This is a genomic window from Geosporobacter ferrireducens (genome assembly GCF_001750685.1).
GTDB classification, from domain to species: Bacteria; Bacillota; Clostridia; order Peptostreptococcales; family Thermotaleaceae; genus Geosporobacter; species Geosporobacter ferrireducens.
In genome coordinates this window covers 3,425,234-3,448,735 of record NZ_CP017269.1, presented here as the reverse complement: position 1 = coordinate 3,448,735, position 23,502 = coordinate 3,425,234, and the positions used below count along the sequence as shown (strand labels likewise).

The 23,502-nt window shown below is 40.5% G+C and carries 20 protein-coding genes and 1 riboswitch; of the genes, 4 read left to right on the top strand and 16 right to left on the bottom strand.

Annotation, left to right across the window (positions count from 1 at the left end; all coding sequences use genetic code 11):
• Positions 1 to 46 precede the first annotated feature (46 nt).
• Entirely contained in the window at positions 47 to 1,279 is a 1,233-nt protein-coding gene (gltS, locus tag Gferi_RS16135; RefSeq protein WP_207645760.1) for a sodium/glutamate symporter, read from the top strand.
• A gap of 28 nt (positions 1,280 to 1,307) precedes the next feature.
• Positions 1,308 to 2,204, top strand: a complete 897-nt coding sequence (gene ftcD / locus Gferi_RS16130; protein WP_069978266.1) for a glutamate formimidoyltransferase — start codon at positions 1,308 to 1,310, stop codon at positions 2,202 to 2,204.
• A gap of 138 nt (positions 2,205 to 2,342) precedes the next feature.
• Here the strand turns inward: ftcD and bioA are convergent, their stop codons facing one another.
• The 4 genes from bioA to Gferi_RS16110 all read right to left on the bottom strand — a co-directional run bounded on the left by bioA (position 2,343) and on the right by Gferi_RS16110 (position 6,076).
• Positions 2,343 to 3,689 carry an adenosylmethionine--8-amino-7-oxononanoate transaminase gene (gene bioA / locus Gferi_RS16125; RefSeq protein ID WP_069978264.1) on the bottom strand — a complete coding sequence of 449 codons (1,347 nt, stop codon included), beginning with the start codon at positions 3,687 to 3,689 and terminating at the stop codon, positions 2,343 to 2,345.
• Positions 3,682 to 4,425, bottom strand: a complete 744-nt coding sequence (gene bioD / locus Gferi_RS16120) for a dethiobiotin synthase (protein ID WP_069978262.1) — start codon at positions 4,423 to 4,425, stop codon at positions 3,682 to 3,684. Before bioD ends, bioA begins: the two co-directional genes overlap by 8 nt.
• Before the next feature lie 91 nt (positions 4,426 to 4,516).
• A complete protein-coding gene (bioB, locus tag Gferi_RS16115) occupies positions 4,517 to 5,494 on the bottom strand; it encodes a biotin synthase BioB (protein WP_069978260.1) in 978 nt (325 codons plus the stop codon).
• A gap of 12 nt (positions 5,495 to 5,506) precedes the next feature.
• Complete coding sequence (locus Gferi_RS16110; protein ID WP_069978258.1) at positions 5,507 to 6,076, bottom strand: biotin transporter BioY; 570 nt, start codon at positions 6,074 to 6,076, stop codon at positions 5,507 to 5,509.
• 241 nt (positions 6,077 to 6,317) lie between these two features.
• Here Gferi_RS16110 and Gferi_RS16105 point away from each other — a divergent pair, with 241 nt between their 5' ends.
• Positions 6,318 to 8,216, top strand: a complete 1,899-nt coding sequence (locus tag Gferi_RS16105) for a sensor histidine kinase (protein WP_069978255.1) — start codon at positions 6,318 to 6,320, stop codon at positions 8,214 to 8,216.
• Between the two features lie 21 nt (positions 8,217 to 8,237).
• Here the strand turns inward: Gferi_RS16105 and Gferi_RS16100 are convergent, their stop codons facing one another.
• From Gferi_RS16100 to Gferi_RS16070, 7 genes are all read right to left on the bottom strand, one after another.
• On the bottom strand, positions 8,238 to 8,960 hold the full coding sequence (locus tag Gferi_RS16100) for an AIR synthase related protein (protein ID WP_069978254.1): 723 nt from the start codon (positions 8,958 to 8,960) through the stop codon (positions 8,238 to 8,240).
• A complete protein-coding gene (locus tag Gferi_RS16095) occupies positions 8,950 to 9,459 on the bottom strand; it encodes an ECF transporter S component (protein WP_069978252.1) in 510 nt (169 codons plus the stop codon). The genes Gferi_RS16100 and Gferi_RS16095 overlap by 11 nt, the downstream gene beginning before the upstream one ends.
• A gap of 82 nt (positions 9,460 to 9,541) precedes the next feature.
• A riboswitch (cobalamin riboswitch) is annotated at positions 9,542 to 9,710 on the bottom strand.
• 188 nt (positions 9,711 to 9,898) lie between these two features.
• The gene (locus Gferi_RS16090; RefSeq protein ID WP_069978250.1) at positions 9,899 to 11,587 is read right to left on the bottom strand and encodes an FAD-dependent oxidoreductase; all 1,689 of its coding nucleotides are present in this window, start codon (positions 11,585 to 11,587) and stop codon (positions 9,899 to 9,901) included.
• 25 nt (positions 11,588 to 11,612) lie between these two features.
• Positions 11,613 to 12,791 carry a M24 family metallopeptidase gene (locus Gferi_RS16085; RefSeq protein WP_156782419.1) on the bottom strand — a complete coding sequence of 393 codons (1,179 nt, stop codon included), beginning with the start codon at positions 12,789 to 12,791 and terminating at the stop codon, positions 11,613 to 11,615.
• Positions 12,792 to 12,851: 60 nt separating this feature from the next.
• Entirely contained in the window at positions 12,852 to 14,420 is a 1,569-nt protein-coding gene (locus Gferi_RS16080; protein WP_069978248.1) for an AbgT family transporter, read from the bottom strand.
• Positions 14,421 to 14,478: 58 nt separating this feature from the next.
• The gene (locus Gferi_RS16075; protein WP_069978246.1) at positions 14,479 to 15,654 is read right to left on the bottom strand and encodes a MalY/PatB family protein; all 1,176 of its coding nucleotides are present in this window, start codon (positions 15,652 to 15,654) and stop codon (positions 14,479 to 14,481) included.
• A 381-nt stretch (positions 15,655 to 16,035) separates the two neighbouring features.
• Positions 16,036 to 18,129 (bottom strand): sigma 54-interacting transcriptional regulator, encoded by a 2,094-nt coding sequence (locus Gferi_RS16070; RefSeq protein ID WP_069978244.1) that lies wholly within the window; start codon positions 18,127 to 18,129, stop codon positions 16,036 to 16,038.
• 175 nt (positions 18,130 to 18,304) lie between these two features.
• Here Gferi_RS16070 and Gferi_RS16065 point away from each other — a divergent pair, with 175 nt between their 5' ends.
• A complete protein-coding gene (locus tag Gferi_RS16065) occupies positions 18,305 to 19,480 on the top strand; it encodes a M20 metallopeptidase family protein (RefSeq protein WP_069978242.1) in 1,176 nt (391 codons plus the stop codon).
• Between the two features lie 159 nt (positions 19,481 to 19,639).
• Here the strand turns inward: Gferi_RS16065 and Gferi_RS16060 are convergent, their stop codons facing one another.
• The 5 genes from Gferi_RS16060 to Gferi_RS16050 form a co-directional block, all read right to left on the bottom strand.
• On the bottom strand, positions 19,640 to 19,864 hold the full coding sequence (locus Gferi_RS16060) for a helix-turn-helix domain-containing protein (protein WP_156782418.1): 225 nt from the start codon (positions 19,862 to 19,864) through the stop codon (positions 19,640 to 19,642).
• Between the two features lie 13 nt (positions 19,865 to 19,877).
• On the bottom strand, positions 19,878 to 20,024 hold the full coding sequence (locus tag Gferi_RS27675) for a YvrJ family protein (protein WP_156782417.1): 147 nt from the start codon (positions 20,022 to 20,024) through the stop codon (positions 19,878 to 19,880).
• 608 nt (positions 20,025 to 20,632) lie between these two features.
• The gene (locus tag Gferi_RS28200) at positions 20,633 to 20,770 is read right to left on the bottom strand and encodes a hypothetical protein (protein ID WP_156782416.1); all 138 of its coding nucleotides are present in this window, start codon (positions 20,768 to 20,770) and stop codon (positions 20,633 to 20,635) included.
• A 190-nt stretch (positions 20,771 to 20,960) separates the two neighbouring features.
• Entirely contained in the window at positions 20,961 to 21,503 is a 543-nt protein-coding gene (locus Gferi_RS16055; RefSeq protein ID WP_069978240.1) for a hypothetical protein, read from the bottom strand.
• 130 nt (positions 21,504 to 21,633) lie between these two features.
• A complete protein-coding gene (locus Gferi_RS16050; RefSeq protein WP_069978239.1) occupies positions 21,634 to 22,911 on the bottom strand; it encodes an amidase domain-containing protein in 1,278 nt (425 codons plus the stop codon).
• Positions 22,912 to 23,502 lie beyond the last annotated feature (591 nt).

Here is a 23,502-nt window from a genome sequence, read left to right as displayed (position 1 = left end):
ATATTGTGCCATGGCAGATACGTTAAATATAGAAGGAGGGTTTTTATTGAAAACGGAAATGATTGACGGTATTTTTACATTAAGTGTAGACATGGTCGCAACACTGGCCATCGCTATCTTACTGCTATTATTGGGTTATTCTTTAAGAAAAAAGGTTAGCTTTTTTGAAAAATTCTGTATCCCTGCACCTGTAATCGGAGGTCTCTTATTTGCTGTACTGGCGCTCATTTTGAAACAGGGCAATATCGTTACCCTCAAGATGGAAACTACTTTTCAGTCTCCATTCATGATTGCATTCTTTACCACTGTGGGATTGGGTGCAAGCTTTGGGTTAGTAAAAAAGGGCGGCCTCCCGCTGATCATCTATTGGCTGCTGTGCGGTTTCTTAGCAGTTTCTCAAAACATAATCGGCCTCACCTTTGCAAAACTAACGGGTATTCATCCTTTATTGGGCATTATGGCCGGTGCTGTGTCTATGGAGGGCGGCCACGGTGCTGCGGCAGCCTTTGGCCCTACTGTTGAAGCTCTAGGTGTTCAAGGGGCAACTACCGTGGCTGTGGCCGCTGCAACCTTCGGTTTGATTTCCGGTGGGCTCATCGGAGGACCCATCGCCCGCTATCTGATAGATAAGCATCAGTTAAAACCGGATACCTCTGATATGGAAACGATTGAGACTTTTGAACAAATCGCCGGAACTTCAGAAACATCAAAAATCACTTCCCATTCTATGATGATCCATATGGCCGTAATTACAGTTTGCATGACGCTGGGTTCCATGGCTGCAGGATGGTTTGCAAAGGTTACCGGTCAGGTCCTTCCCGGTTATGTAGGTGCCATGTTCCTTGCCGTATTGTTTAGAAATCTAAATGACAGAATCCATCTGGTACGCCTTGATCAATATACCATTGACTTGATCGGAAACGTGTCTCTGGGAATCTTCTTATCTATGGCCTTAATGACTTTAAAACTGTGGGAGCTTTTCGGTCTTGCAATCCCAATGTTTGTCATCCTGGCAGCACAAGTCGCATTCATAATTGTATTCACAATTTTTATCTGTTTTAGACTGCTTGGTAAAAACTTTGATGCAGCCATCATGTCTGCAGGTATGGCTGGTCATGGCTTGGGCGCTACACCCAATGCGATTGCAAACATGGGTGCTGTAACAGAAAAGTATGGACCGTCTCCTAGAGCATTCATGATTGTCCCATTGGTAGGGGCATTCCTAATCGACTTAATTGCTTTACCGAATATCGTCTGGTTTATTAATCTATTAAAATAACTTTCTCACCCAATAAGGAGGATATACTATGGCAAAATTGGTTGAATGTGTACCGAACTTTAGCGAAGGCAGAGACAATAATATCATAGAGGCTATCGTTGAAGAAGTAAGGAAGGTAAAAGGTGCAAAGCTTCTTGACTACTCTTCTGATGAGGATCATAACAGAACAGTCGTCACCTTTATTGGAAGTCCGGAACCGATTAAGGAAGCAGCCTTCAATCTGGCAAAAAAAGCAGCTGAACTGATTGACATGACAACCCACCAAGGGGGACATCCCCGAATGGGTGCCACCGATGTCGTTCCTTTTATTCCTATTTCCGATATCACAATGGCAGAATGTGTCCAACTTGCTCGGGAAGTAGGACAGAAAATGGGGGAAGAATTAAATATTCCGATATATTTCTATGAAGAAGCTGCAACAAAACCCGATCGAAAAAATCTTGCAGATGTACGAAAGGGCCAATACGAAGGATTCTTTGAAAAAATTAAGGACGATAACTGGAAACCTGATTTCGGCCCGCAGGAAATGAATGCTAAATCCGGTGCTACTGCAGTGGGTGCCCGTGTTCCGTTGATCGCCTATAATGTAAATCTGGGTACCCACGACATTGAAATTGCAAATCAAATCGCTAAGAAAGTACGGTTTCTAGGCGGCGGTTTAAGATATGCCAAGGGTATGGGCGTTAAGCTGGAGGAAAGGAATATCGTTCAAGTATCTATGAATTTAGTTAATTATGAAAAAACAGCGATCTATACTGCCTTTGAAATGGTAAAAATGGAGGCAAAACGCTATGGTGTTCCTGTCATCGGCAGTGAAGTGATCGGATTGGTCCCGATGAAGTCTCTGATAGATTGTGCAGAGTACTATCTACAAATTGAAAACTTTAGTATGGATCAAATTCTTGAAAAAAGAATTGTAGAATAGATAGGGTTTAAATACATCAATATTTTAATTCGTTCAAAAGGGGATAGGGTAAATATAAGGCATGGAGCTCATTCGCGCGCTTCCATGCCTTACGTTTTTCAAAATACACCAACCTCTATTTTCTCCAACCCACAGCTATCAGGCATATCCAAAGTATTCCTTGATTACTTTTTCAGCTGTTCCGATCATTAAGTCAATCTCTTTTTCTTCAACTACATAGGGCGGCATAAAATAAAGTACATTCCCCAAAGGTCTCAACAATACCCCTTCTTTTAATGCCATCTGATAAAGCTGGTAGCCTACCCTTTTCTGCCAATCAAAACCTTTTTTTGACTCCTGATTCTCTACTAATTCGATCGCCCCTACCATACCCAGCTGCCTGAACTCCCCTACATGTGGATATTTCAAGAGGTTTTCAGCCTTTTCCCTTATGCAGGCAGCTTTCATAAGATTACTCTCCAAAATATTCTCTTCCTGAAAGATCTTTAAAGATGCACAGGCGATGGCACAGCCTATTGGATTGCCTGTATAACTGTGGCTATGCATAAAAGCCTTTAGTGCCAGGTAATCGTCATAGAAAACCTCATAGATTTTATCCGTCATCAAAGTCAAGGATAAAGGCATATAGCCCGCTGTCAATCCTTTTGAAAGAGTCATAATATCAGGAGACACGCCTGCATGCTCACAAGCAAACATCTTTCCTGTTCTTCCAAAACCTACAGCAATCTCATCTGCTATCATATGGATATCATATTGGGTGCACAGCTCCTGAAGTTTTTTCAAATAAATGGGAGAATAGATCTTCATCCCTGCAGCCCCTTGAATCATGGGTTCTATGATCACCCCTGCAATCTCCTCATGATGGACCTCTATGACCGCTTTCATGGCTTCAAAGCATTGGGCATCGCAGGTCTCACGGCTTTGTCCGTATTTGCAGCGATAGCAGTCCGGTCCCTCTGCTTTAAAGGTTTTTAATAACAGCGGCTTATAAATTTCATTATATAAATCAATGTCTCCCACAGACAAAGCACCCAGTGTCTCCCCATGGTAGCTTTCAGATATGGCTACAAATCTCGTTTTCTTTGGCTTTCCAATTTGCTGATAGTATTGAAAGCTCAGCTTTAAAGCGACTTCTACTGCGGAGGAGCCATTATCCGCAAAAAATACTTTATTGAGGCCTCCCGGGGTAATTTTTACGATCTCCTCAGCCAACCGGATGGCTGGTTTATGGGAGAAGTTTGCAAAAATTACATGTTCCAGTTTTTCTACCTGCGCTGCAATGGCCTGATTAATCTTTTTGTTGCTGTGTCCAAAGAGATTCACCCACCAGGAAGAAACTGCATCTAAGTAGCACTTCCCCTCCACGTCATACAGATAAGCCCCTTCTCCGCGCTCAATGACGATAGGGGGAAAAGTTTCATAATCCTTCATTTGGGAGCAGGGATGCCAAATGTATTGCAAATCCTTTTTCTGCAAATCATGCATTTGACTTCACTTCCTTTGCTTCTGCCATACACACTATAAGTTTCTCTATTGAAAGCTTTTCATCAAATTCTTCTCTCAGTTCTCCCATGGACCCCGTTTCTACATTAATATTCTCTAGTTTTCTAATGGTTGCCAGTACAGTTACCCCGGTAAATCCTTGGATCATTTGTATATTATCCACTTCTGCTGCAGATCCGCCATAACCATTGATAATGATCCCTTTAACACCAATACCAAAGTGACGGGCGGCTTGAACCGTAAGACAGGTGTGATTGATGGTGCCTACACCTGCCTTTGCAACCACGATTACGGGCAGTCCTAAATCCTGGATCAGATGATAAATCATATAGTCCTTATGCAGCAGCGGCACCATCAAGCCTCCGCTTCCTTCAGCTACAATAAAATCATATCTTTGGCACAACGTATTATAGGCATTGAATATCTTTTCTTTTTCGATTTCTATCCCTTCCAGTCTGGCTGCCAGGTGAGGGGATACAGGAGTTTTTAAACAATAAGGGTTTAAAAGACTATCGTCCTCCTGGAAATCTGCCACTCTCTTTACAAATCTCGTATCGGCAGAGATCAGTTTTCCGCCCTCATCAATCCCGCCACTTTGAACAGATTTAAAGCTGCACGCATGATGTCCCTTTGACCGCAATGTATGCACAAGCCCGGCCGTAATCACCGTTTTGCCTACATCCGTATCCGTTCCCAAAATAAAGATTCCTTTTGCCATCTTCTTATCTTTCCCTCCAGGTAAAATCATTTATAAAAAATAAGCATATGGTTTGCTATATCCGAGCTGCACAACCATATGCAAGGGGCGTTTATACTTCTAATCCTTCACATCGGATGATCCGAATATCATCCTCTATTTTACTGCCGATGGTAGTGAGATAGTTTCCTACCAGTGCCGCATTTACACCCGCGCGGAAACCTACCTCCTGCAAGTCTCCTAACAGCATTCTTCCACCTGCATAGCGTATATAACAGTCCGGAATCACGAAGCGGTATAATGCCATCGTTTTCAATGCCTCCACCGGCATCATGGTTTCTGTATCTTCCAGTGGTGTTCCTTTAATTGGATTCAATATATTTACAGGAATTGATTTTACACCTAATTCCTTGATTTCGAAAGCCATTTTTACGCGGTCTTCTACACTTTCTCCCATGCCGATAATCCCGCCACAGCAAAGTTCCATTCCCGCCTTCTGTACATTTTGTATGGTATCAATCCTATCCTGATAGCTGTGGGTCGTACAAATCTCTTCATAATATGTACTGCTTGTTTCAACATTATGGTGATACATGCTAACACCTGCATCTTTTAACCTCATGGCTTGCTCGTAAGAAATGATTCCGTGAGAGGCACAGATTTTCAAATCTGTATCTTGTTTTAATCTGCTATAAATCTCTAACAATTTTTCAAAATCTTCTCCATCGACACCCCTGCCACTGGTTACTAAAGAGAACCGATGGGCTCCTTCTTTTTCCATCTCCATGGCTCGTTCCAGCACCTTATCATAATTCAGCAGGTCATACTCGTCTACCCCTGTCGTATAGTGTACAGATTGGGCGCAATATTTACAGTCCTCAGAACATTTTCCTGATTTGGCATTCATGATGGTACATAAATCTACCTTGTTCCCTGCATATTTCTTTCGTATTTCATTGGCCGCACTGTAGAAGTGAGCCAACGCATCTTCATCCATCTCATCAATTTCCATTAACTCGAGCGCTTCTTCAAATGTAATCGCTCCACCTTGTAGAATTTTTTCTTTTATTTGCTCAATATACTTTTTCATTCATCTTCTCTCCTAGTTTTGTTTTATTCCCACATATCCTGCCCTTCTAAGGATAGGCACCACCTTTGTTGCTGTAAAAGCTACCAATGCGCTTAGCAGCACATCTTGAACAATATAAGGTACAAGACCTACTTTTACGGCTGCCATAAAGGACATTGGCTTTCCAAGATATTGATTAATAATGATATACAGGTAAGGAACTCCAACTGCATACACAGCCGCCAAACCTGCTGCTACCGGTAAAAATACATTTGCAAACTTTACTTCTCCAAGATTTTCTGTTAACTTTCCAATGATATAGGCACAGCAAATAAAACCTAATAGATATCCAAAGGTCGGTTGAAATATATAAGAAATTCCGCCGCCTTGAGTAAAAATAGGAATACCCGCTAAGCCAATTCCCACATAAAGCAGCTGTGAATATAGACCTAGCCTAGCTCCTAAGAACACGCCCGCAAAGGCACAGAATAAGAACTGCAAAGTAAATGGCACAATCGGCGTTGGAATTTTTAAAAATGCACCAATTGCCGTAAGTGCCGCAAATAATGCTACCAAAATCATGTCTCTTGTTTTCATCCTCATTTTATTTCTTCCTTTCTTATGTAGGTTACTTTTTAATGATATATTGCTTTTTTCCTTTTGTCAACATTATTTGTCATTTTAGTTTACGTTATGTGTTAACAATTTCTTTTGTTGCTTTTTACATGAATTTGTCGAGCAAAACATGTAAAACGACAGAGGATTTTTAAACTATATTGAGAAATTTAACACGAATATTATATTCATTGTTAAAATTTTATTAATTATTTATAGGAAAGGTCGTATGGATCCCATGGAGCACACTCGCCACTTTAAAAAAGCATATCCACTTAAGAAAATGTATTCTGGTACCCTAGAATCCCCCTTATTTTATCTGTTTCTTCTTGCGGTTACTTTATTTTCAATTTTCTACTCTCTAGATATTTTTTCTTTTTTTACATATATTACCTATGCTATAGGGTTGGATGATCTTAAGATAATCCATTCCGCAGTCATTGCACTCCTATTCGTTTTTGTTTTCTTAACCTACCGGTATAGATCACTTACAAAAATCTTAAAGTCCCGGGATCTGGAAAACCTGCAATTAATCCATACGCTATCTGAAACAAAGCAGAAGTACAGAGTACTTTTAGAATCAATTCCCGATGCGGTCATCGTGATTAACTATGACTGGAAGGTTTTACTGGCCAACGACATGGCCCATCAGCTATTTATTCAGGAATCTAAGGAGACCTTGATCGGTGTCAATCTTCTCAAGGCCTTTTCTTATTTCGCTGAATCCAGTATTTTAAAAACGATGCAGCATGTTATGGAGAATCGAACCCCTGATGTGATGGTAGATTCTTTTTCCTTCGATAATGACCATACAAGGTGGTTTGAAATTCACATCTACCCGGTTTCTGAAGGAATCATGCTCATTAATATTGATATCACCGAGCGAATTCTTGCAGAGGCTGCCTTATCAGAAAGCGAGCAGCGTTATCGCAGTCTCATCGATCTGTCTCCGGATATGATCACCATTGAACAGGACCATAAAATCGTCTTTGCAAATCCTGCTGCCGCTTCTATGCTGGGTATTCATTCCGTTGAGGAGCTGCTGGGAAAACCGCCTGAAACTCTTCTGTCCATAATTGATGGACATCGGGACCGGTTGATACAACAATTCGAAAAAATTTATACCCGGAACGTCTCTCCATCCTTTGAAGAATTTAGATTTGTCCGTCATGACCAAGAAATTTTAGATATAGAAATGGCATCGATTCCATTTATATTTGGTGAGAAACCTGCTGTCCAGCATATTTGCAGAGATATTTCCGTCCGGAAGAAAGCCGAAGAGGAAAGAAAAGAGGCGGCTGTAAACTTGAAATTATTACAGGAAGCAAGAGAATATGACCGTTTGAAAACTGAATTTTTCTCTAATATTTCCCATGAATTTAAAACACCGCTTAATGTGATTCTGGGAACGTTGCAATTATATGATCTGCATCTTCAAGGTACAACCCTTCCGGCAGAGCTATATCCGATTATCCGTTATAAAAAGATATTAAAGCAAAATTGCTACCGTCTGCTGCGGCTAATCAACAACTTATTGGACATCACAAAGATTGATTCAGGGTATTTCCAAATCCAGCACCGTAATTGTGATATGGTCTCACTTGTTAAAGAGATTACCTTGTCCGTAGCGGATTATGTACATAATAAAGCTCTCAGCATTACTTTCAATAGCAATACCGATCAGAAGCATATGGCTTGTGATCCCGATAAATTTGAAAGAATTCTTCTAAATCTGCTTTCTAATGCTATTAAATTTACGAACATGGAGGGCAGTATTTCTGTTAATTTCATCGACTATGGTAAACGGGTGGAAATCGTGGTTAAAGATACAGGTATTGGGATCCCAATAGATAAACAGGAAGTTATTTTTGAGCGTTTCCGGCAGGTAGACCCACTGCTCACACGTAACCATGAGGGCAGTGGAATTGGCTTGGCCCTCGTAAAATCTTTAGTTGAAATGCATCTGGGGACAATCAGGCTTCAGAGTGAAGTGGAAAAGGGAAGTACTTTCATTATTGACCTGCCTGTAATCCATTTAGAAGAATGCCAGCCGAATAATGATCCCATTGAACCCCCTTGTAATGTGGAAAAAATTCATATAGAATTCTCTGATATTTATCATATGTAAAAATAGTACCCATTCCGGGTACTATTCTAGTTTTCCAATAAAGTAACAGGGTACTTCAAAAGTATTGGCAAATACACGATCGGTAACCACTAAGACTACAGTGCAAGGTCCGGCAGACTTTTCCATATCCAACCGCTCATCATTTAGTACGTCAAACCTCAGCTGATAAGCCTCTGCCAGCTTATTTACTTCCCCTTTAATTCCAGAAGATCCTACAGGAATAATCTCTTTGACCCCTTCCAATTGAAGGAGCTTCTTCATCACCCGGGCATCTGCGATTTCACCTTGGTCTGCTGCCACATCATCTCCAATCTTCGGCAACCCCAAACTATATACCAAATCACCGGGAGATATTTTTCCAATCATCAACTGTGATTTGGCTACCGTACCTATGAGGGTTATGCCCAGTGCAGTCATTGCTGTCGGCATATTTTTCTCTGTACTGATAGTAATGGGAAGCTTCAAATCCCATTCCTCCAGCTCTTGCCTGATCCCCTCCATGATTTCTTCTCCTGTGGGGCTCGGCTCGTTGCAAATATTGGCAGTCACTGCAACAGGTTTTGCACCCGTAGCCATAACCTCCATAACAGCTACCCTGGTTGTATATTTTCCTACAATATGAGGGGGAACTTTAACCTGATCCCCTGCTTTACTGCCAACGGCACCACAGGAATCACAAGCTATCACCAGCATCTGATCTCCTTGTAAAGCAACCAGACTTATATCTCTATGTTTACTTTCCATAATCCAATCCTATGCTTTGAACGAATTTTGTCTTTTTCACCGCAGTAAATACCACAAGGGATATACCTACATTTACAGCACTGGCAAAGGTAAGAAAAGGTGCGATTCCCATAAAAAAACCCCATCCGAACTGCGGCATTAGTGCCAATACAAGAGGTGCCCCTACTCCATTTAAGAAGACGCCTACAATGCCAGCTATTGCCAGATTTGTCTTTTTATACGTCCAATGATATACATAGATAGTTAGTGCCATCATAGCTGCTACCAGTAAATGTATCGGCAGAGTCAAGTAGAATCCTGCATTTGCAGCCGTTAGCATGTGACCTAGAAAACCAATAACAGCGCCCTCAACACCACCCAGCATTAGCCCCCCTAAAAAAGCAGGCATTGCATCTAAAGCAATGCTTTGAAATGGACTGGGAATTTTTATGTAGGAACCCACAAAGCTAAGTGCAACAAACATCCCCATTAAAGTAAGTTTGAAAGTTTTTGAACGCATTTTTTCTTCCTCCTTTTTTCAAAAATAAAAAAGTTCATAGTCTACCTGTAAACCAAATAGACCATGAACTTTACCTTCATCCATGATGCAGTACATTTAGGCAGGTCTCCTGGCTCGATTCAACGCTCACTGTCCCTTCCCGGCTCTCCGGTGGTATTGACAGCAGCTCCTCCTCACAGTGACGGGTTCGCTGAAGACTTTCACTTCATTCCCTATTCTCCCCGAAGGGCACCTAAGTACTCACTTTATTTCCTTTTCACTTATAGTATAATGCCTGCCCCGGAAACTGTCAACCATCTATCCAACACAGACAAGGGGACGGTTCTTTTGTCTGCCTGCATAATCCTATTGCTCCATTATTGATCGTCCTATTGGAATGAAACGGGAACCAGTAGGAATGAATGACCTTTGGACAGAAAATAAAATCCTACGAGTAGTGCTATTCAATTATTTTTCCGCAATGCAAGCAGTTTCGATAAAATTCTGCCTCATCCTTTTCATCCATTTCAGCAGCTCTATAGAGCCGATAACCGCCGCTAAGGTTCAGGGTTTCATATCCATTTTGATCCAAAATCCGCTGTGCGATGTACCCTCTTAATCCAATTTGACAGATAATATAAACTTTTTTATTCTTATCAATTTCCTTCAGACGACTCCTTAAGCTGTCCAGAGGGATATTTACCGCTCCATGGATATGCCCGCCTTCGAATTCTTTATCCGTACGAACATCAAGCAAAACGGCTTCTTCTTGAATAGAGGATAGATCCTCTATATAAAAGGGCTTCATCTTCCCATCCAGTACATTGCCTGCCACATACCCGGCCATGTTGACAGGATCTTTCGCAGATGAAAAAGGTGGTGCATAGGCAAGCTCCATTTCCTGCAGATCGTATACGGTCAGTCCAAACCGCAAAGCATTTGCAAAGGTGTCGATGCGTTTATCCACACCCTCATAGCCAACAATCTGCGCACCTAAAATCTTCCCCTCATCAGGAGAAAACAACAGCTTTATGGACATCATTCTTCCCCCCGGATAATATCCTGCATGGGACAGGGAATAGGTAAATACCTTCTTATAGGGAATTCCACTGCTCATGAGTGATGCTTCCTTTTCCCCTGTAGCCGCAATGCTCATCTCAAAAAGCTTTAAGATGGATGTCCCCTGGCTTCCTCTATATTTCTGCTTTTGACCGCAAATATTATCCGCAACAATCCGTCCCTGTTTATTCGCAGGAGCTGCCAGCGGAATCAGCATCTGCTTGCCGCTGACAATATGCCTTACACTCACAGCATCTCCCAGAGCGTACACGTCCTTCACAGAGGTCTCCATGTAATCATTGACAATAATCTCTCCCCGCTGCCCAAGGGCAATCCCGCTGTCTTTTAAAAATCCGGTTTCAGGGGTTATGCCTATGCTCATAAGGATCATATCCGCCGCAACCTCTATACCCTTTTCCAGTACAACGGAGTTCTCTGTAACCGCCAGCGCTCTGCTGTTTAAATAGAGTTTCATCCCTTTAGCACGCATATAGTTGTGTAAATCATGGGCCATATCGTTGTCGATAGGTGCCATTACATGAGATGCTGCTTCAATCACACTTACCTCTACTCCTGATCTTTGCAGGTTTTCTGCCATCTCCAGACCGATAAAACCCCCGCCGATAATTGCACAAGATTTAGGTCGGGTATGTTCTACATAATCCCTGATGGCATAAGCATCGGGAATATTTCTCAAGGTAAAGACATGATTGAATGCCATTCCCTTCATTTCGGGAACAATTGGTGCTGCCCCGGGAGAAAGTACTAGTTTATCATAATCTTGTATGTAGGTTTCACCGGTATCGTGGTTTTTAACACAAACTGTTTTCTTCTCACAATTTACCGAAACCACTTCACTATTTACCCGTACATCTACCCGAAACCGGTCTTGAAAGCTCTTTGGCGTTTGAAGCAGCAGGGCCTCCTTATTCGTAATCACATTCCCAATATAATAAGGCAGTCCGCAGTTGGCAAAAGATATATGGGCTCCTTTTTCAAACAAAATGATCTCGTCTTTTTCACTATTTCTCCTTAAACGGGCTGCAGTACTGGCTCCCCCTGCTACACCGCCCACAATTAAAATTTTCATATCCATACTCCTTTCATCTTATCCATCAAAGATAATGCGGCGTTCTGTAAGTTAATATCTCACATCCATCCTCAGTGATCAGTATCATATCTTCAATATTAAAACCGCCCTTACCACGGATATAGCAAGGGACTTCTATGCAGAGAACCATCCCTGCTTCCAGCGGACGCCTTTCCCCCGGATGAATATAGGGTGCTTCTGCCGTTTGGGGACCCATGCTAATACTGTGCCCCAGGTGGCCTCTCCGATAGCAGCCGTATTTCTCTTTTACATAATCAAAACCAATATGGAACAACTCATTGATGGGAAGTCCCGGTTTTGCGGCTTCAATCATTTTCCGCTGACCTTCATACAATCTGTCCTTTAGCTCCAAAAGAGCTGGATGCCCATTGCCAACAATCCATGTCCGGGAGGTATCCGTGGTATAAAAATCGAATTCAGCATTTACACCTCCATCGAATTTAAAAGTATCCCCATCCTGTATCCTTCTGTCACTGGGCAGGCAGAGCCTTGAGCTGTCTATGCCCGTATTGAAGGTACTCCATGCGCTGGGAGCACAACACCCCGAAGTTATAACATGCTTGCGGAATTCTTGGGCAACCTGACATTCTGAAGTGCCAATCCGTACAAACCGACTGGCATGGCTTAATGCCTCATCAGCAACACGGGTAAGCCGGCGAAATACGCTAATCTCTTCTGTAGTTTTCACACTTCTTGAAAAAATAAATAAGTCGGAGATATTAACAAATTCTGCCTCCGGAAAGCTCTCTCTTAATCTATTGTAATAGTTTAAAGGAAGGAAATCCATCTCTATTCCAATGCTTTTATTGGCCAAATCTAATGCTTCAACCGTTTTTCTCAACACATCCATTGAAGTTTCAAAAGTATTGGGACAATCTTTTTCAATCCCGGTAACAACCTCGTCCCATTCGCGGACACCTACCCAGGTGTCATATTTTTTTACTGTAAAATCACTCATCTTTTCTTGCAAGGCTGGCACTTCAAAATCCATTGCAATGACATGGGTTTCTATCGCATCCTCTGCCCTCATGACCGCACTGGCAAACCCAGGCTGTCTGGAAACCGTATGCTGATGACTGGCAAAACCCGTAACATAATGAAAATTTTCCGGCGAAGCGACAATTGCACCCTCTATTCCGTTTCTACGCATCAATTCCTTAATTTTATGCTGTTTCGACAACACGATCCATTCCCCCTTTAAAGGAAAGCGTACCCCTCAGAGTACGCTTTCTTTTCATCTTCATTATACCGCAGGATAAAATAATGGTGCTCCAGGGCCTAGCGGTAAACCCAACAAGTACCACCCAATAAATAGGACAATCCATCCCAGGAGAAAGCAAATGGAATATGGAAGCATGGTAGAAATCACACTGCCGATCCCTGCTTTTTTATCATATTTTTGGAAAAAGGCGACGGTCAGCACAAAGAAAGGCATCAGCGGAGCAATAATATTGGTACTGGAGTCTCCAATCCTATAGGCAACCTGTGTCAACTCCGGAGAAAGACCTAAACGCATAAACATCGGTACAAATATAGGAGCCATGATTGCCCATTTTGCTGAATCAACTGCGATGAATATATTTATGAATGCCGTGAGAACGATGAAGCAGATAATTAAAGGCAATCCTACAAATCCAACGGATTTTAAGAAATTAGCACCGGATACAGATATGATGGTTCCTAAATTGGAGTAGTTAAAACAGGCTGTAAACTGTGCAGCAAAGAATATCAGCACCATGAAGCTAGAAAGTCCTGAAATGGCCTTATTCATTAAAGCAATAACATCTTTGTCATTTTTAATGACTCTTGCACCAATACCATAAAACACACCGGGAATTAAGAATAAGAGCATCATAAAGAAAATGATCCCGCTCATAAACGGAGATTTAAGAATGTCCCCCGTTTCAGGATTTCTTAAAAGTGCATTTTGGGGTAAAATCAACAGAAGCATCACAGCAATATAAACCAATGCTGAAATACCGGCAAACCGTATGCCTCTTTTCTCATCAACAGAAATATCCTGTACAATCCCGGCACTTGAAAAATCAAAAGGAGCCAATCTCGGTTCAATCAGCTTTTCAGTAACCAAAGTCCCTATGATTGTAATAAGAAAGGTAGAAACAAACATATAATACCAATTTGCAATGGGCATAACTGCATAGTTCGGATCAATCATCTGGGCTGCCTGGGTTGACATTCCGGCAAACATAGGATCATTGGTGCCAATCAACAGATTTGCGCTCCACCCCCCCGAAACACCGGCAAATGCCGCTGCAAGCCCTGCAATAGGATGTCTTTTAAAAGCCATAAACAAAATTGCTCCCAATGGAACCAGCACTACGTAGCCTGTAGAAGATGCAATATTAGACATGATTCCAAGGAACACCACCACAGCGGTAACCGCTTTCCTGGGGGTTACCGCTACTACTTTTTTAAGCAATGCTGCCATAAACCCTGTACCTTCAGCAACCCCAACCCCTAAGATAATTGTAAAAACGGTCCCCAATGCAAAGAAGCTGGTAAAGTTGCTTACTACCGTCGTTACCATATGTCGGATACTGTCCGGTGCAAGCAGATTCACGGCATTTACTGTAACCTCCTCAATTTTTCCGGTTGCACTGTTATATCCTTCATAAGTGACAGAAACACCGGCCTGTGCACAGATAAAGGATGTGACAATGGTGATTAAGGCAAGAAGGATAAATAAAGTTGCCGGATCCGGCAGCCCGTTGCCCACGCGTTCAACCCGATCCAAGGCCCGGGCGATAAAGCCTTTTTTCTCACTTTTCTGCTTTACTCCTATTTTTTCCATGTTTCTCCTCCTTTTTTACATTTATCATTTATTTTTATATAGCTATGTAACCAAACCCCTATTTTACCAGCCGATCTACCGCTTGTTTCAAATGATTCATTGCTTTTTCAAGGGTAGCTTTAGGACATGCCACATTCATCCGCATAAACCCGGCATCCGTACCAAAGGCTCTTCCATCGCCCAGTCCCAGATTCGCTTCATTTACCATAAAATTCACCAGTGCATCCCCTCCAAGATTCAACGCCCGGCAATCCAACCACATTAAATAGGTGCTTTCGGGAAAATATGTTTTTATTTGAGGAATATTTTCATCACAGAATTCCTTTACGTAAAGGATATTCTGTTCTACATAGCGGAGTAATTGTTCAAGCCAGTCCTCTCCATACCTATAAGCCGCTTCCACCGCCACAACACTAAAACAGTTATTCCTGGTAATATCCAGGCGCTGCCAAAAACCTTCAAACTTTGCCTTTACTTCTGCATTAGGGAATATCGTAGTAGAGGCTTGCAGCCCTGCCAGGTTAAAGGTTTTCGTAGCAGAGATACAGGTTATTGTGTTTCTTGCAAAGGCTTCTGAAATCGAAGCAAAAGGGATATGCTTCTTGCCCCATAGCATTAAATCAGAATGAATTTCATCAGAAATTACCATAACATTATATTTCAAGCACAATTCACCCATTTTGACAAGCTCCTCCCTTGACCATACCCTGCCTACAGGGTTATGCGGACTACAAAGGATAAACATTTTCGGACCTTGTTTGAGTTTTTCTTCAAAATCTTGAAAATCTACAGTATAGTGCTGGTTTTCTTCCTTCAATGCACTGGTAAGTGCTATACGGCCCCATTTCTCCACAGTATCAAAAAACTCTGAGTAAACAGGGGTCAAAAACAATATCTTATCCTTTTCCTCACTAAACTCCCTCACTGCAGTACACAAAGCAGGAACAACCCCTAAATTGAATCCAATCAGATCCCTGTCAATCTCCCAATGATTACGGCGTTTTTGCCAATCGCACACGGACTCAAAATAAGAGACCGGGCGGGACGTATACCCAAAAATTCCCTGGCTTGCCCGCTGCTGAATGGCATCCATAATAGGTTGGGCAACCATAAAGTCCATATCCGCAATCCACAGGGGAATCACATCCTCCCTTCCAAATTTATTTTTTCGCTCATCAAATTTTGCTGCCAAATTATTGCTCCGATCTACAGGTACGTCAAAATTATATCGCATCCTATGTCCATCCTTTCAAATTATTTTTTTACATCGGTTTATTTTGCAAAAATTATGCCAAATGAAGGCAAGCTTCAAAATAGGATCTTTACATAGGACTATGCCGCTATTATTCTGCCTTTTATGCATTACAACCGGCAAATAGCACAGCGGAGATTCTAGTCTCCGCTGCGCTTGTTGAAAACCTCCTCTTAAGATCCTCCCGGCTCCGCAATCAGGCCACTTTTACTGAGTGAAACAGCTGGAAAAATTAGTCTTCGCCCAGTCGCAAATTGGGAGCTTAAGAGAGGGTTTTTATGAAAATATGTCTTGCTCAACAGTCCGGCTGCATCATAGAAAAATAATTTTTGTCACCTCTCCGGTATTTAATGGTTGAAGATATCAAACTTCAACCTTATTAACCATTTCTTTTATTTTTTCAAATAACTGAATCCCCTTTTCCGTAATCTTGCTGCCTCCTCGTCCCTTAGAAACTTTCACAAATTGAAATTTATCCAGATGCAGGAGAAGTCTTCGTATCTCCTGTTCCGTAAGGAAAATTCCCTGCCTTTCGGCTTCTTGCGCCATGAATTTACGTCCAATGGCTTTGCGGTTTTTCGTGGCTTCATAAAGCTGCTCCAGAATAAAGTAACAGGCCTCTTCATCACTGCCTACAGTCTTCATAAAAACCTCAATCTGAGCCTTATCCTTATGCCTCATTTTATCCTGTATCACCATCACCGGATTTCCTTTTAAGGCGGGAGGCAAATCTTCATACGCTACCACAGGAATATCCATATAGGTGAGGTACTCCACGTAATTTCGCAGTTCTCTTACATTTCCACTCCATTTATGCTGTAAGAACGCATTTTGGGCTTCCTCAGTAAGAATAAATTTACTGTCCAAACTCATTTTCATATGTTCAAACAGCAGCATAATGTCATCTCCCCGCTCCCGCAGGGGCGGCAGTTCAACGGGCAGTGTATTCAGTCTATAATACAGGTCCCTGCGGAAGCTTCCCTTCTCAACCATATCCATAAGGTTTTCATTGGTTGCTGCAACAATCCGCACATCTACATTGATAATTTTATTTCCTCCTATACGCAAAACTTCTTTTTCCTGTATCACCCGGAGCAATTTTACCTGCAGATTTGCACTCATTCCTTCAATCTCATCCAAAAATAGGGTTCCTTTGTGGGCAAATTCAAATAAACCCAGCTTCCCCCCTTTTTTGGCGCCGGTAAATGCACCCTCCTCATATCCAAATAACTCACTTTCCAACAGATTATCAGGAATAGCCGCACAATTTATGGCAACAAACGGGTATTCCCTCCTTGGTGAATGATTATGTATCGCATGTGCGAAAAGTTCTTTGCCGGAACCGCTTTCTCCGGTTATTAAAATGGAGCCATTTGTGATGGCCATTTTTTTAGCAATCTCCCGGGCTTTTTTTATAGACGGGCTATTTCCTGTAATGTCATTAAATGTATATTTGGCTTTATGGCCTTTATTTAACAACTGCCTTCTTAATTTGTGCTGATTATACTCCTCATCATTAAAACGCTTTACTGCCGCAAAGGCGCCAACGTATTTGCCGCCACGTATAACAGGGGTTACAGAAAGACTAATATCTGTATCCGCAATTTTAATCAGCCGGGACTTAATAATGTGCAAATTTCTTCTGCATTCACCAAAGGGAATTAAAGGAAAAACTTCATTGGCAGGTTTATTCAGTACAAAGTTTCTTTTTACACCTAGAATCTGCTCTACTTTTAAACTACAGGCAAACACAATATTTTCCTCATTCACCCCTATAATCCCATCATCTAAAATATCCATCAATATTTCAAACTGACTTTCTAACCGGATGGACCGACCGAATAAACGATAGAAGCTATAGCTGTTATCTGCGATGGAGCTGAAATAATCTAAAAATTTGCTTTGTTCCAGCAGATGCTCCAAATTCAACTTCAAAGCAATTTCAACAATCGTGGCTGCATCCAATACCCTGGGGCCGATGTCCATAATCTGTGCCACACAGGAGGGAACGTGCCGCTTTTCTCCCGGGGTAACTGCAAAATCTAATTCTGGAATTTTTACCATCCCCGGATACACGGGAACAAAATCAATGTTATTGACTCCCAGCTGATTCAATCGGGTCAGACTTTCAATAGCCATTTTACTGCTTAGGTTTACAAACATGGCCCGGGTTCCCTTCGGCAAAGACAACAGTTCTCTGATACTTCGCTTGGTAAAGGTTACCCGAATCTCTACGATGTCACTGTCTAGGGGCAAATATTTATTGATGTCCTCACTGCTTTCAAATGCATCCGTAGAAATCACATATAGATCTGCCTTCCGTATGGAAAATGCAGAACTATCTTGGATATTGTATGTATCTATTTTGATAATGTCTCCGAACAATTCTTTTATCTGCAAAGCGTAAAAAAACACTGCCTGGGAATCTAATGTTATTAATGCAATCTTTTTCTGCACAACCCATCCCCCTTCCTACACCTTGTATCTAATAAGACTTTATCCTTATTATATTCTTTGCCGTGCAGATAAACAATCTAAAGAAGAACTTTTCGGTAAATATGAGAATTGGCACTGTTTTTGCTTTATTCCTTATAGATACCCTTTTAGCAAATCTATGAAAGGTTGTGTAAACATGTCAAACTTTTTAAATGCGGCTCACGAAATGAAAGAGGAATTGATTCACTATCGCAGATTTTTACATCAAATCCCGGAGGTCGGAGATAATTTACCTCAAACCACCCGTTTTGTCATGGAAAAGCTAACAGAAATGAACATTGAACCGGAAGAGATCTGCAAAGGTGGGATAACCGCTGTCATTGGCGGAAGAAAAGGAGGAAAGGTCATTCTGCTGCGTGCAGACATGGATGCACTTCCAATGATTGAAGAAAGCGGACTGGCGTTTTCTGCAACCAACGGATGTGCCCACACCTGCGGTCATGATATACACACAGCCATGTTGCTGGGAGCAGCAAAGCTTCTCAAGCAGTACGAGGAAGAACTTGACGGCACTGTAAAATTAATGTTCCAGCCTAGTGAAGAAAATATGGCCGGTGCTGCTGCAATGCTTCATTCCGGTATACTTCAAAACCCAAAAGTTGATGCGGCCATGGCGCTGCATGTATTTCCCGGCAATATGCATGTCGGTATGATGTATTGGGGAACCGGGCCTATTCTGGCTTCATCGGATGTATTTCGCATAACGGTTTCAGGCAAAGGCGGTCATGGCGCAATCCCGCAGAATCCCATTGATCCCATTCATGTGGCTGTACATATTTATATGGCACTACAAGAGATTCTAACGCGGGAAGTTGATCCCCATGAGCCCATTGTGCTTACCATTGGCACTCTTCATGCAGGAGATGCCCCCAATGTCATCCCTGAAACAGCCGTAATGACAGGCAGTCTGCGTACCTTTTCCAAGGATGTTCGCGTTTTTGTCAAAACACGGCTGGAAGAAATTGCTGCAGGGACTGCAAAAACCTTCCGCGCTGATTGCACGGTGGAATATATGGGAGGACTATGCCCAACAGTCAATGATGAAGCCTTGGCATTGGAAATCAGAAAATACATGAATGAGCTGGGCATCCAGCTGCTTCCATTTCCCAGACAAATGGGCTCCGAAGATTTCGCTTTGGTTGCCGAAGCCGTTCCATCAGTCTTTCTCGGCATTGGTGCCGGCGGTGCAGAACCCTACTATCACAAGGGAGGCTCTCATAACTCAAAAGTTATATTTAATGAAGATGTTCTTCCCCTTGGTGCAGCAGCACTTTCATACAGCGCCTATCACTGGCTGAAAAATCACTGCTGATGGACTTCCTGTATTCCCGAAAAATCTAAAGTCGCACCGCGTAAACATAAAGCAGAAATATACGGATCGACACCCTCGTCGATCCGTATATAAATAATGGTTTCCAGTCACAAGTCTATTATAGGTTGCATGTAATAAGACAACTGTCGTCTCTTTGATTTAATGAAAATACTCTGTTACATCTGGTACATTAATAAATTGAAAGGTTTTGATGCAATAAATCAGCTTGATGCTGAGCTCTTGAAAGTGGTCCTCATTAAAGTAGCCATTTACAATACTGCTTTTATAAAGAATAGGTTTAAATATATCTAAAAAAGCGCCGATTGCTTCATGATTTCCATCTTTTGCTTGGTCAAAAAGATCTCTCATCGAAGTATCACTCATCGGAGGACCTCCTTTACCGACCAGCCTTTACAAGGCTTTCAACTACCTGAATAAGGGTTTTGTTCAGCTCATCCAACCTCTTTTCTATCCGAATTAACAGAAAGGCTGCTACGGCTATGGGGAAGCCTAAGTTTGAAATAAAGTTATTAAATATTTCCATGCTTATTCCCCTCCAATCTGTTTTCTTAGTCTGTTCTACAGCTGCACAGGTTGATTCTAAATAGGCAGTCATTAAATTTCTTATTGAGGCTTTCTAGAGATGGATGTCCGTTCTTTCAATAGAATATCATTGATATATAGATCCCTATTTCCTGTATCCTCTTCTAGAAAGCCTCCTGTCAGGTGATCCATGTTATCCCCTCCTTATGTAAACCTCCATACACACTTTCCCAATAGTAAAAAACCTAAGCTTAAAGTAATTAAGCTTCCCCTACTATATAAGACAAGATTTTATGCTATAAAATCACCCAAATTTTATAAAAAATTCTGTAAATTTTAAGGATAGGATTGAATTAACTATTTTAGCAGGGATAAAAGGAGTTATATCCATTTTTACCGAATATACGTTCGTAAAAATAGTTAAAAAAATATTCTTCTCTTCTCTAATTTTAAATTTGATCCCACCCTATATAAAACAGACAAATGGATCAATAAATCAACCACTTTTGAAAAATTTTTAAAAAAATATTTTTGAGATGTGATCAATTTAAATTGTTACAGCAATACCTTCTTCTTCAACATCGATAGCTCCTGGTAAACTCATTCAATTTAAGTGTCCTCTCTAGAATCCCTTAAATATTCTTCTATTTTTTTCAGACGCTCCTCAATGATCAGAAAACCTTGTTTTATGTTCCATGCAATAACTCCAAGCATAAAAATAAGTCCCAATATCAAGAAAATATTCATGATAACAACTCCCTTAATTTATTCTTTTAGTATTTATAAAGTCAAGTAAAGCCCGGAACGTTTCTTGACTTAGTTATCTTCATAAATCTTGCAAACTATGGTATATTTCCAATCCAGTTTGGGATTGTTTATGTAGTGCCTAATCAAATGAATCCAGTAAATTCGAGAATCATCCCTAAATTTACTGAATTCAAGACCCCTCTGTTTTTTCCATTCTTCCCTGCGATTTTAACCATAACTCTACTTTGCTTTTTATAGCATCGTGTAAATCTTTAGGTTTTTCATTTAATGCTTTTTCTGCATACTCTGTAGGAAACATTTTTTTCACGTCCTCACTTACTACAGAATCTTTGTAGTTAACCACTTCAAACTGTCCATTCTTTTTTTCCAATTCAATGACTACATATCTTGTAGAATATGCTAGGTTTTTAAAGTATCCATCACTAAAGGAGTACCCATCAAATATAGAAAATAGATACACGGTTATTCTATCCGCCTTCTCTTCTATACCGTATATTCTGTGTTCTTCAAATTGTTTTTCTGTTGGTTTATGCAATACATTCACATAGCGTATAATATAATCCGAAATAACTTCATCCATGTTTGTTTTATCTACTTCGCTGTCAGCTTGGATATTTACATTCTCTTTGTCCGCTTTTATGCTATCGCTATCACAACCAGCAAAGAGTAGCGATATGACCACAAGCATTGAAATTACAAAACTTTTTTTCAATGTAACTTCCTCCCTAAATATATTCATCATATTGTTCATTATAATCTATGTGAATGATAAGAGAGGCATTTGCAACAATAAAACACCTCTGCCTCCCTACTCTTTAATTACTCGTAAATTAGTCTAATTGTTAAAAATTCGCTGAAGAAAAACGTATTCCCCTAGCTTTGGTTTTGTCTGGATTATTGAGATAGGTTAGTATATCTTCATCTAGAGCCTCACCAGAGTGGGCGCAAACAAAAATTATATTTTCGGTTAAGGTTTTATACGCGTAGGAAACATACACGGAATGTCTCCAATTTCCATACGAATTACTATAGAACTGTACAACATCACCTCTTCCAACATTATTTAAATTAAAGCTGCTTGTAGATGCTTCTCCGTAGCCAGTTCCTTTCGGCCCTGTGGTTTTTGAAGAAGTAACATAGTTATAAAGGTATGTTACACCTGCAAAAGCATTAGAAATGTCACCATAACCAAATTTTGCTCCATACCAAGAAGTCGTCATTCTTACTTTATTGCCTACATTATTTCTGCTATTTGTAACACTACTTTCATCCCATCCTCCATAAGCAGCCCATATACATTGAGAAACAAAATTTGTGCAATCAGGTGAAGCTGCAGCAAATATTTTTTTAGAATCTTCAAGACTAGATTCTTTTGCAAAAGCTCTTGCGTATCTGATTCCTTTATCAATATCATAACTGTATGTAGCTTGTATAGTTAAATCGCTGGTAGTATCAGTGTCAACAATTGCCTCAGCAGCAGTATCAGCCCCAAAGCTTTTTTTCAAAGAGTTTTTCAGCGATTTAGTATAATTATCTTTTTTATCAAACATATTTGCAATATACTGCTTTTTCGTTTGTTTAGAGTTTAAGGTATTGAATAATTTCAGCTCATTTTTAACGTACTCATAGTTTAAGTTGGTTTCTGAATCTATGGATGATATTTTCCAAGTATCATCTATCTTTTCTAACTCTATTATATACTCGACATTACCAATTTCTGATATAATGTCTTTAGGCGATACATTGTATTGAAATTGGGCGTTTTCTATCATTTTTACTTTGGCAGTATTTTTATCTGTTTTTATATCTTTAAAATCTAGTGCTAACTCATAGAAATTATAGCTCCTACCAAATTCTTTAAAAAGTAATAGGTGATTTTTAAGTATTCTTTGCGGTATCATTGCCTCATCATTGTCAGTAAATAAATCAGCCACATCAACGTAGGTTCCTGTTTTTAGGGTTTTGTAATAACTGTCAAAGTACTTTTGGATTGTGGCTTGAATGAGTGTCCTATCATCATCTGAGTTGTTTGCGTTTTCCCCAAATACACTGTATGATGATGCAAATACCATTACTATGCAAAGGCACATCAACATAAACCTTATATGTATTTTCTTCATAAGAAAACCTCCTCATTTTTTAAAAATTTGATTTTTGTGTTTTTATGATATACAATTTTAGATATAGGACTCTTAAATATCTACCCGATCGAAAGACTTTGCAGAGGTCAAGATATGGGGATATACAAGAGTCTTTTTACTTGGCACGGTGACCTTATGTATAACATGGTGTTCACCTCCTTAAGTATCAATTTTTTATCTAATAAATAGAGTAAGAGTGGAAATTCAGTTATCTGATTTTGTTGCTTATATACTTATGTACAATTAACTTATGCTGTAAAATAGTATCTTAAATTAGAAGCCACTCTTTTTACTTATTACGACTTTACTATATCACATAAATTTCCACAATAATATATTTATGGAACGAAATGGGAGTTAAAGGGAATGAAATAGCGCATAAAACTTCTTCGCTCCCTTTAACTCCCATTTCGTTCCCCTTGGATTGTACTGATCCTGTAAAATTTATTGAATTTAGCCGCCCTGCTTGTACAATAATAATTTATCCTTATTCTCACCTGTCCAGCCTGTTTTAGATCAGAAAAGAAGAGGATATGGCCTACCTATCCTCTTCTTTCTCCTGAAGTAAAC

Coding starts and splice junctions, on each gene's coding strand:
- Gferi_RS16095 (WP_069978252.1), bottom strand. CDS start 9,459: ATGCGTTCAAAAACTTTCAAACTTACTTTAATGGGGATGTTTGTTGCA.
- Gferi_RS16105 (WP_069978255.1), top strand. CDS start 6,318: ATGGATCCCATGGAGCACACTCGCCACTTTAAAAAAGCATATCCACTT.
- bioB (WP_069978260.1), bottom strand. CDS start 5,494: ATGAAAAAGTATATTGAGCAAATAAAAGAAAAAATTCTACAAGGTGGA.
- Gferi_RS16075 (WP_069978246.1), bottom strand. CDS start 15,654: ATGCGATATAATTTTGACGTACCTGTAGATCGGAGCAATAATTTGGCA.
- Gferi_RS16090 (WP_069978250.1), bottom strand. CDS start 11,587: ATGAAAATTTTAATTGTGGGCGGTGTAGCAGGGGGAGCCAGTACTGCA.
- Gferi_RS16050 (WP_069978239.1), bottom strand. CDS start 22,911: ATGAAGAAAATACATATAAGGTTTATGTTGATGTGCCTTTGCATAGTA.
- Gferi_RS28200 (WP_156782416.1), bottom strand. CDS start 20,770: ATGAATATTTTCTTGATATTGGGACTTATTTTTATGCTTGGAGTTATT.
- Gferi_RS16100 (WP_069978254.1), bottom strand. CDS start 8,960: ATGGAAAGTAAACATAGAGATATAAGTCTGGTTGCTTTACAAGGAGAT.
- bioA (WP_069978264.1), bottom strand. CDS start 3,689: ATGCATGATTTGCAGAAAAAGGATTTGCAATACATTTGGCATCCCTGC.
- Gferi_RS16060 (WP_156782418.1), bottom strand. CDS start 19,864: ATGAGTGATACTTCGATGAGAGATCTTTTTGACCAAGCAAAAGATGGA.
- bioD (WP_069978262.1), bottom strand. CDS start 4,425: ATGGCAAAAGGAATCTTTATTTTGGGAACGGATACGGATGTAGGCAAA.
- Gferi_RS16065 (WP_069978242.1), top strand. CDS start 18,305: ATGTCAAACTTTTTAAATGCGGCTCACGAAATGAAAGAGGAATTGATT.
- ftcD (WP_069978266.1), top strand. CDS start 1,308: ATGGCAAAATTGGTTGAATGTGTACCGAACTTTAGCGAAGGCAGAGAC.
- Gferi_RS16110 (WP_069978258.1), bottom strand. CDS start 6,076: ATGAGGATGAAAACAAGAGACATGATTTTGGTAGCATTATTTGCGGCA.
- Gferi_RS27675 (WP_156782417.1), bottom strand. CDS start 20,024: ATGGAAATATTTAATAACTTTATTTCAAACTTAGGCTTCCCCATAGCC.
- Gferi_RS16080 (WP_069978248.1), bottom strand. CDS start 14,420: ATGGAAAAAATAGGAGTAAAGCAGAAAAGTGAGAAAAAAGGCTTTATC.